The organism is Flavonifractor porci (genome assembly GCF_037572415.1).
Lineage (GTDB): Bacteria > Bacillota > Clostridia > Oscillospirales > Oscillospiraceae > Flavonifractor > Flavonifractor porci.
Genome location: NZ_JBBHLB010000031.1, coordinates 1 through 10126 on the forward strand (window position 1 = coordinate 1; position 10126 = coordinate 10126).

General features: G+C 47.6%; 7 protein-coding genes. All 7 read left to right on the forward strand.

What is annotated here, in order from left to right:
* Positions 1 to 93: 93 nt before the first annotated feature.
* The 7 genes from WHJ28_RS16290 to WHJ28_RS16320 all read left to right on the forward strand — a co-directional run bounded on the left by WHJ28_RS16290 (position 94) and on the right by WHJ28_RS16320 (position 10058).
* On the forward strand, positions 94 to 1980 hold the full coding sequence (locus WHJ28_RS16290; RefSeq protein WP_340043075.1) for a DUF4368 domain-containing protein: 1887 nt from the start codon (positions 94 to 96) through the stop codon (positions 1978 to 1980).
* The gene (locus WHJ28_RS16295) at positions 1977 to 2321 is read left to right on the forward strand and encodes a TnpV protein (protein WP_118481866.1); all 345 of its coding nucleotides are present in this window, start codon (positions 1977 to 1979) and stop codon (positions 2319 to 2321) included. The genes WHJ28_RS16290 and WHJ28_RS16295 overlap by 4 nt, the downstream gene beginning before the upstream one ends.
* Positions 2322 to 2907: 586 nt before the next feature.
* Positions 2908 to 4368: an Lsa family ABC-F type ribosomal protection protein gene (locus WHJ28_RS16300; RefSeq protein WP_002584327.1), complete on the forward strand. Its 1461-nt coding sequence runs from the start codon at positions 2908 to 2910 to the stop codon at positions 4366 to 4368.
* A gap of 650 nt (positions 4369 to 5018) precedes the next feature.
* The gene (gene cfr(E) / locus WHJ28_RS16305) at positions 5019 to 6053 is read left to right on the forward strand and encodes a 23S rRNA (adenine(2503)-C(8))-methyltransferase Cfr(E) (RefSeq protein WP_105119688.1); all 1035 of its coding nucleotides are present in this window, start codon (positions 5019 to 5021) and stop codon (positions 6051 to 6053) included.
* 315 nt (positions 6054 to 6368) lie between these two features.
* A complete protein-coding gene (locus WHJ28_RS16310) occupies positions 6369 to 6728 on the forward strand; it encodes a DUF3847 domain-containing protein (RefSeq protein WP_118481865.1) in 360 nt (119 codons plus the stop codon).
* The gene (gene mobQ, locus WHJ28_RS16315) at positions 6694 to 8190 is read left to right on the forward strand and encodes a MobQ family relaxase (RefSeq protein ID WP_118481864.1); all 1497 of its coding nucleotides are present in this window, start codon (positions 6694 to 6696) and stop codon (positions 8188 to 8190) included. Before WHJ28_RS16310 ends, mobQ begins: the two co-directional genes overlap by 35 nt.
* Positions 8187 to 10058 carry an AAA family ATPase gene (locus WHJ28_RS16320; protein WP_194611886.1) on the forward strand — a complete coding sequence of 624 codons (1872 nt, stop codon included), beginning with the start codon at positions 8187 to 8189 and terminating at the stop codon, positions 10056 to 10058. The genes mobQ and WHJ28_RS16320 overlap by 4 nt, the downstream gene beginning before the upstream one ends.
* Positions 10059 to 10126: the final 68 nt, after the last annotated feature.

The following is a 10126-nucleotide window of genomic DNA, read 5'->3' on the forward strand; positions in this document are numbered from 1 at the left end:
GCCGGTGTTGTATGCTCTAAAAGACTTCTTAATCAAGCGGTTGGGAAGTCTCTTAGAACACACAACCTAAAACCGAAGAAAGGAGCGCAAGTTATGAGAAAAAACGAGAAAATCACAGCTCTGTACGAACGATTGAGCCGTGATGACTTTGGCAAAGATGATGACCAGCAGCGTGAGAGCAATTCCATTTCCAATCAAAAAGCTATGTTGGAGGAGTTCGCCGCACGACAGGGCTTTACAAACATTGTCCATTTCACGGACGATGGCATTAGCGGCACTTGCTTTGACCGTCCCGGATTTTTGGCAATGATGAAAGAGGTTGAAGCCGGGAATGTGGAGTACCTGTGTATCAAGGACATGAGCCGCATGGGTCGTGACTATCTGAAAGTCGGTCAGATTATGGAAATCCTGCGTCAGCGTGGCGTTCGCCTTATCGCCATCAATGACGGCGTGGACAGTGCCAGAGGGGACGATGATTTTACCCCTTTCCGCAACATCATGAACGAGTATTACGCCAGAGACACCAGCCGTAAAATCCGTTCCACTTTTCAATCCAAAGGCAAGTCCGGCAAGCACCTCACAGGCACGGTCATTTACGGCTATCTCTGGAACGAAGCCAGGGACCAATGGTTGGTTGACCCCGAAGCCGCTGATGTGGTCAAGCGCATCTTTGCCATGACGATTGACGGCTACGGTCCGTATCAGATCGCCAGCAAACTGAAATCGGAAAAGGTGCTTATTCCGTCTGCTTACCTTGCCCAACACGGCGAGGGCGTGAACAAAAACAAGACTTTCAAAGATGTGTACGGCTGGGGTTCTTCCACCATCTGCAACATTCTTGAAAAGCGTGAGTATCTGGGACACACCATCAACTTCAAGACTCGAAAGCACTTCAAGGACAAGAAAAGCCATTATGTCCCGGAGGACGAATGGACGATTTTCGAGAATACCCATGAAGCTATCATTGACCAGCAGACCTTTGACCTTGTGCAGAAAATCCGTGGGAATGTCAGACGCTACCCGGACGGCTGGGGCGAAGCAGCTCCCCTCACAGGCTTGCTTTATTGTGCCGATTGCGGCGGCAAGATGTATGTCCACCGTACCAACAACGGCAAGCGTATTTCTCAATATACCTGTTCCCAATACAGCAAAGTCCCAGTTGGAAAGCTCTGCACGACACAGCACCGTATCAATGAAGATGTGGTACTGTCCCTTGTTTCCGAAATGCTCAAAGCTATTGCCGAGTATGCCAAGCATGACCGAGCTGAGTTTGTCCGTGTGGTGCAGGAAGCGCAGTCCAGCCAGCAGACGGCAGAGGTCAGAAAACAGCGCACACGCCTTGCCACAGCAAAGCAGAGAGTTTCCGAGCTGGAAGTCCTGCTCTGCAAAATCTATGAGGACAACATTTTAGGCAAGCTGTCCGACAGCAGATACGCCACTCTGGACGCTCAATACGAAAAGGAACAGTCCGAGCTTACCGCCGAAATCTCTGCTCTGGAAAAGGCTGTCAAGAGCTATGAGAAGCACGAAAAGGACGCTGATCGTTTTATCGCTCTGATTGACAAGTATGAGAACTTCGACAAGTTGACCATTGCCATGCTCAACGAGTTTATCGAGAAAATCCTTGTGCATGAGCGTGACCGTAAAGGCAGTATACAGACCACACAGGAGGTCGAGATTTACTTCAATTTTGTTGGGCGATTCGTTCCCCCGGCGTTTGGAGAAGTGGAGCTGACCCCGGAAGAATTAGAGGAAATCCGCAAGCGTGAGGAACGCAAGGACAGGCTTCATCAGAACTACTTGAAGCGGAAAGCCAGCGGAGCGCAGAAGCGATACGAGGACAAAATCAAGGGGAGAAAAAAGGCAGAAATCGAAGCCAAGAAAGCCGCCATTCGTGCGGAGGACATTGCAAAGGGAGTGTTCGTCCCTGTCAGCAGTTTACCGCAGAGAGAGCCGATGAAAGGAGTACAAACAGCATGAATATCACTTATACACAGAACGGCGATTATCTTATCCCGAACATCGTTATCCGCAAGACCAAGCCCCTCGGACACTACGGCAGACTTCGCAAGGCGTATCTGGAAATGCACCGTCCGATACTGTTCAATGAGCTGGTACTATCCGACAAGCTCTTTGAGCATTGCGCCGAGATTGACGAAGCGGCACGAAACCGCATGGAGCTGATCGTGCGGTCACTGGCAGAGCAAAACGGCGTGACCGAGCAACTGAAAGCTGAAAACCAAATGGAATGGGTGCGGCAGATGAACGCTTGCAAGGCGCAGGCAGAGGAAGTTGTGAAAGCAGAGTTGATTTATAATTGAGCGAGGAAGTCCGGGCAGAAAACTGTTCGGACTTTTCTCATATAGTCCAAAGTTGCGGTAGAATTGTTCACAAGTTTTATGGTATAATTTGAATACGAAAATTAAGCAACAAATCGGAATTTTACGGTCAGTAAGGAATGCGTAAAGTTATATGATTGTATTATAAGCGATTTGTTAAATTTTTATAACCACTTGTATTTGCCTGCGATTTATGGTATAATATTTTGAAATTTAGAAAGAGGTGGGAAGATGATTAACTTTTCTTGCAAATAAAATCAAAATATGCGGTAGTGCTATACTTTGGCATTATTGTGTCTATTGCAAGAAAGTTATATGTCTATCTTACTCAATATAGTGCTGTTGCCACTTTTGCTTAGTGGTGTTATTTTATGCTATGACGAGCTGCAAGGATAAACTTTCTTGTGGCTCTTATTTTGTTTTGGAGGTGCTTTATGAATAGTGCAGAACAGATAGTTACACATGATTCACTCCGTATAGTGTCGGTTCCTTTTGGTGAAATCTATACGTAGTAAACATTCACCGAACCGACTTTGTATCGTATGACATGCAAAGGAGGATAATATTTATGTCAATGATTAAAATTGAAAACCTTACGTTTTCATATCCGACAAGTTATGATAATGTTTTTGAAAATGTCAGTTTCCAGGTTGATACCGATTGGAAGCTTGGTTTTGTGGGCAGAAACGGACGAGGTAAAACAACCTTTCTGAATCTTCTGCTTGGGAAATATGAGTATAGTGGAAAAATCCTATCATCCGTACAGTTTGATTATTTTCCTTATCCCGTTTCAGATAAGAATCGTATTACAGAGGATATATTGCAGGAGATTTGCCCACTTGCGGAAGAATGGGAACTTATGCGAGAACTTTCTTATCTTGATGTTGATGTCGATGTGCTTTGGCGACCTTTTGAAACACTTTCCAACGGAGAGCAGACAAAGGTTTTGATTGCCGCTCTTTTTCTTAATGAAGGGCATTTCCTACTGATTGATGAACCTACCAACCATTTGGATGCCAAAGCGAGAAAAAGTGTGGCGGCATATCTGAAAAAGAAAAAGGGATTCATCTTAGTTTCTCACGATCGTCGCTTTCTTGACGATTGTGTTGACTATATTCTATCGATTAACCGAGCGAATATCGAAGTGCAAAGAGGAAACTTTTCATCATGGATGTCAAATTTTGAGCGACAGCAAGAATTTGAACTGGCTCAGAACGAACGTTTGCAAAAGGACATCAGACGATTACAGCAGTCGGCAAAACGCGCTGCAGTATGGTCTGAACGTGTAGAAGCTTCCAAAATTGGGGCAGCAGATAAAGGTTATGTCGGTCATAAAGCCGCCAAAATGATGAAGCGTTCAAAATCTATAGAAGCGAGACAACAACAGACAATCGAACAAAAATCAGCATTGCTGAAAAATATGGAAACCGCAGAAGCCCTCAAGATACAACCGCTTAATTACCATACAGATTTGCTTGCATCATTATCGAATGTAGTAGTTTATTATGATGGCATTTCAGTTTGTGAACCCGTTTCGTTTGAAATAAGACAGGGAGAACGCATTGTGCTTGATGGAAAGAACGGCAGTGGCAAAAGTAGCCTGTTAAAGTTGGTAGTCGGGCAGTCCATAGATTATACGGGTACAGTAACACTTGGCTCTGGGCTTGTAATTTCTTATGTGCCACAGGATACATCGTATTTATGTGGAACCCTTTCCGAGTTTGCAGAAGAAAACAACCTTGATGAAAGTTTGTTCAAGGCAATTCTTAGGAAAATGGACTTTGAGCGTGTACAGTTTGAAAAGGATATTAAAGACTTTTCTGGCGGGCAAAAGAAGAAAGTCCTAATTGCGAAAAGCCTTTGTGAAAAGGCACACTTGTATGTATGGGATGAACCGCTCAACTTTATTGATGTGTACTCACGTATGCAGATTGAACAACTCATAACGGAGTTTGCCCCGACCATGCTCCTGGTAGAACATGACAGTGTTTTTCGAGATACTGTGGCAAGTAAAATTGTGAATATCTAAATTGGTTCTTCCGCAATTTTACGTTTTTCGCTTTAATAAAAATGGAGAATGCTGATTTACACTGGCATTCCAGTATTGAAAAATTACAAAATACGGATAATTGCGTAAGAACCTCTAAATTAAAATAATTGTATGGGTTAATTCCAGCTTTACAGAGACTCAAATTCCAGTTTGTCGCACTGATAAAAACCCTTTAGGAACTAAAGGGCGCACTTCTATACTCTCCTATCGGGAGTATGTGCGTCCTGCGGAGCTTCATTCCCAGTCAGCAGAAGAAAACTGCCCGACCGAGAATGTTTCGTCACTTCGTTCCGTCAAGGGAGCTACACTCCCTTGCGCCGCTTATGCGGCTATCCCTTGTGGACTTGCCGTCTGCAAACAGCATAAAATGCTGTTCGCCGCCAGCAAGTTTGATATCAATAAATTTGGAGGAATTTATGATAAAAAGAATGATGATGGCATTATGTATATTCGTTTGTACCTTTACTTTAGTTGCGTGTTCTGGACAGCAAACAAACGAACCACTTACTTTAGGTGTCAATGCGATAATAACAGAAATTGATAAAGAAAATAAAATCATAACCACAAAAGATAGCGAAGAAAAAGGTGTTTTAGGGAATGATTGTCTTATTGACTGTTCCAAAATTCCAATGATTTATTCAAAATATGAGGTTATGAAGCGATGTATATCGGGAATGAATTTTCCGGATTATCGCTATGAGCAATTGATAAAGATGATTTTTGCACAGCATATTCCTGACTTTCATTCCATGTATATGCTGCCGGAAAGACTAAGATCAAATTTGGCGGAAACTTTTGGGACCTCTGTCTGCGGCCTTGTTCCAGTTACACATCGGGCATCGGGCCAGGCAGATAAGGTGCTTTTTCAATTAAAGGATGGAAACTGCGTCGAAACGGTGAACCTGCATTACAAAAAAGGATGGGAATCTTTTTGCGTCTCATCTCAATGCGGCTGTGGGTTTGGCTGCAAATTCTGCGCAACAGGTGCTATCGGACACAAACGCAATATGACCGCTGATGAAATAACAGATCAAATTCTGTATTTTTATCTTGCAGGGCATCAAATCAATAGTGTTTCTTTTATGGGAATGGGCGAGCCGTTTGCGAATCCCAATTTATTTGACGCATTAAAAATCCTGACAAACCCGTCTTTGTTCGGATTAAGCCAGCGACGCATTACCATATCGACGATTGGAATGATTCCCGGGATAAAACGGCTGACCCGTGATTTTCCGCAGGTGAATTTAGCTTTTTCGCTGCACTCGCCTTTTGAAAAGCAACGTTCGGAATTGATGCCGATCAATCAAACTTATCCGCTCCATAAAGTAATGGATGCGTTGGATGCGCACGTTGCAAATACCAAAAGGCGCTTGTTCCTGGCTTATATTATGCTGGGCGGAATAAATGATTCGGCAGAGCATGCGAAAGCGTTAGCGCACCTTATTTTGAGCCGGGGAGCGTTGTCCTATCTATATCATGTTGATCTTATCCCATATAACGCAACAGATAAGACGGCGCGAAAATTTACCGCTTCAAATCACGAAGCCATTAAAAACTTCAGTGATATTTTACATTCCAACCGTATCAGCGTGGCTATCAGAATGCAGTTCGGTTCTGATATCGGCGCCGGGTGCGGGCAGTTGTATGCTGATGAAAGGGATTGAGCGCTTCAAGACGTTTTTATGTACACAGAGATTTCCAAGCAGCATTGGCGTTTGAAAGGAAAGGCACCCGGCATAAATTTAATGCTGGGTGCCTTATTGTTACATCAAAGGTTTTATTTTCAACGAGGTTTATGCCGGGGATATGAAACGGCAGAAATGTTGTGGAATATCTTCGCCAACAACTTTGACCAACTTCAATTTACCGAACTGAACACAACAACTGAATACCGAAAAACTGACCGTTGACTGGTCGCACTATGCGAAAAGTTGACGGTCTTTTTTTATCCCCAAAATCAAAAAAGGAGGTCAATTACAATGACAAAACCGAAAACCCTCGACCAGCTCCAAGCCGAAAAGGAACGAGCCGAGACGCAGCTTGCACAGGAACAGCACAAGCTCAACCGTCTTGAGAACAGAAAGAAATATCTGGAGAAAGGCGAAAGGCAGAAACGCACCCATCGTCTTTGCAATCTGGGCGGCACGATTGAGAGCCTTGCCCCGGAGGTCAAAGATCTCACACGCACCGAAATGACAGAGCTGATGGAGTACATCTTTTCTCTGTCCGAAGTCCAGCGAGCCGTCCGTCACATGGCGATTACTCACACCAACCAAGCGAACAGAGAAAAGGAGTTGAAAGCCGATGGCACTATTTCATCTGAGCGTCACGCAGACTAAGCGAAGCGCAGGACAGTCCGCTATTGCTTCTGCCGCCTACCGTGCCGGGGAGCGATTGTATAGCGAGTATTACGGCGAATACAGCGACTACACCCGCAAGGGCGGCGTGATCTGCTCTGACATTCTCTTGCCGTCCCATGCACCGCCAGAATACGCAGACCGCCAGACCCTATGGAACGCCGTGGAAAAAGCCGAGCGTGGAAAGAACGCCCAGCTTGCATACAGCTTTGACATTGCCTTGCAGAATGAATTTTCCCTTGAGGAAAACATCGCTCTTGCAAGGCAATTTTTGTTGGAGAACTTTGTGAGCCGTGGCATGGTGGTTGACTTCGCCGTACACCAGCCAGACCGGGAGGACGGCGGCATACCAAACCCGCATTTTCATGTGCTTTGCCCCATCCGCCCCATCGAGCAGAACGGCAAATGGGGACTAAAGCAACGCCGGGTGTATGAGCTGGACGAGGACGGCAACCGTATCCGAGACGCAGACGGAAAGTTTGTGTTCAACGCCGTTCCCACTACCGACTGGGGCAGTCCCGAAACGCTGGAACATTGGCGGCAGACATGGGCGGAACTATGCAACGCCAAGTTTGCGGAGAAAGGGCTTGATGTTCGTATCGACCACCGAAGCTATGAGCGTCAGGGCGTGGAGCTTCTTCCCACCGTCCATGAGGGCGCAACCGTCCGGGCAATGGAGAAGAAAGGCATACGCACCGAGAAAGGCGAGTTCAACCGCTGGATCAGAGCAACCAATGCCGTTATCCGGGACATCAAGAAGAAAATCGCTCTCCTGTTTGATTGGATTGCCGAAGCAAAAGCGGAGCTTGCCAAGCCGCAGGCACCCGACCTTGTTTCTCTGCTGAACGCCTATTACACCCAGCGCAGAGCCGGGGCATATTCGCAGAAAGGCAAGGTCAGCAATCTAAAGGAGATGAACGAGACTTTCAATTATCTCCGGGCAAACGGCATTTACACTCTTGAAGATTTGGAAAGCCGTGTCAGCGAACACAGTGCTGCCACAGAGAGCTTGAAGAAAACGCTGGACGAACAGACCGCCCGAATGAAAGCAATCAAGCAGCTCTATGACAGCTCTGCTGCTTTCCAGAGCTTGAAGCCTGTCTATGACGGCTTGCAGAAAATCAAGTTTGAGAAGCCCAGAGCCAAGTACAAGGCAGAGCATGAAGCGGAACTGAAACAGTTCTACGCCGCCAGACGCAAGCTGACCGGAGAGTTCCCGGACGGCAAGGTGGATATGAAAAAGCTGACCGAAGAGTATGACGAGCTGGAACAGGCGCACAACACCACCTATGGCGAGTTTAAGACCGTCAGAGACGATTTACACCGTCTTTGGAAGGTCAAGTCATGTATAGATACTGCCGCCCGATTTAACGAGCGCACAGAGGAACAAATGCTCCAAAATCGACCCCAAACACGACACAAAAAGGAGGAACTATCCCGATGAATTATACCCAAGCACAGATTGACCGGGCAAACGCCGTCAGTCTGGAAGATTTTCTCCGTACACAGGGAGAGACGCTTATCAAAAGCGGACGAGAATACCGCTGGAAAGAACATGACAGCCTGACCATTCGTGGAAACAAATGGTTTCGCCACAGCCAGAGCAAGGGCGGCTATCCCATTGATTTTGTCATGGAGTTTTACGGAAAATCCTTTCCCGAAGCCGTCCAGCTCCTGACCGGCGAAAGCGGCGAGGGACAGAGCGAAGCCAGCACAGCACCGCACACAGCGTTCCACTTGCCCTTGCACAACAGAACAGCCGACAGAGCAATTCAATATCTTTGCGAAAGCCGAGGTCTCAACAAAACGCTTGTTGAGGCTTTTCTTCTTTCCGGGGATATTTACGAGGACGCAAAGCGGCACAATGTTGTCTTTGTCGGCAGAGACCGAAACGGCACACCGAGATACGCCCATGTGCGAGGAACGGCAGACCCATTCAGACAGGATATTGCCGGGTCTGACAAGTCCTATCCGTTCCGCTATGAGGGAAACGGCAACCAGCTCTTTGTCTTTGAAGCACCGATTGACCTGTTATCGTTTATCTGCCTTTATCCGCAGGACTGGCAGACAAGGAGCTATCTTGCCCTGGGCGGTGTTTCGGGCAAAGCCCTTGACCGTTTCCTTTCTGAACGCAAGGACACCCGAAAAGTGTTCCTCTGCCTTGACAGCGACACCGCAGGAAGCGAAGCCTGTACCCGACTGGCACAGTCCATTCCCGGCGAGATCGCCGTCATTCGCCTTGTCCCGGCAAGGAAAGACTGGAACGATGTTCTCCGTCAGCAAGGGGACATTCCCAGCCGCAAATTCATAGCCGAGACAATCACGCTGCGAGAGCTGCCCACCGCCCAGCCTGTTCCCATGCTCCGCATGGCAGATGTGGAGCTGACGAGCGTGGATTGGCTATGGTTTCCCTATATTCCCTTTGGAAAGCTGACGATTATACAGGGCAACCCCGGCGAGGGCAAGACCTACTTTGCCATGCGTCTTGCGGCGGCTTGCACCAACCGAAAGCCTTTACCTGGTATGGAGACCCTTGAGCCTTTCAACATCATCTATCAGACCGCCGAGGACGGTTTGGGCGATACCGTTAAGCCCCGGCTGATGGAAGCTGACGCAGACCTTGAACGAGTGCTTGTCATTGACGATAGGGACACACCGCTGACCCTTGCCGATGAGCGCATAGCAAGGGCAATCCGGGAAAACAGCGCAAGGCTGGTTATTATTGACCCGGTACAGGCGTTTTTGGGCACAGATGTGGACATGAACAGGGCAAACGAGGTGCGCCCGATATTCCGCAGTCTGGGAGACATTGCACAGGCTACCGGGTGCGCTATCGTGCTGATTGGACACCTGAACAAAGCCGCAGGAACGCAAAGCACCTACCGGGGATTGGGGTCTATCGACATTACGGCGGCAGTCCGCAGTCTGCTGTTTATTGGCAAGCTGAAGGACAGTCCCACAACGAGGGTGCTTATCCATGAGAAAAGCTCCCTTGCGCCGCCCGGTCAGTCTCTTGCCTTTTCTCTGGGAGACGAGAAAGGTTTTGAATGGATAGGGGCTTATGACATTACCGCTGACGAGCTTCTTGCCGGGACGGACACCGCTAAGACCGAGAGCAAGACCGCACAGGCGCAAATGCTCATTCTGGAACTGCTTGCGGACGGAAAGCGTATGCCGAGCGCAGAGCTGGAAAAGGCAGTCAATGAGCGTGGGATTTCCTCACGCACCATGAGAACGGCAAAGAGCCGTATCGGGGACAGACTTGTGACCGAGAAAGACGGCACAGCATGGGTCTGCTATCTCCGAGACTGACAACAGGAACACGGCAAGCGTGGCAAAGACGGCAAGGTTTTTATAGATACCTTAATGTTGCCGCCTTG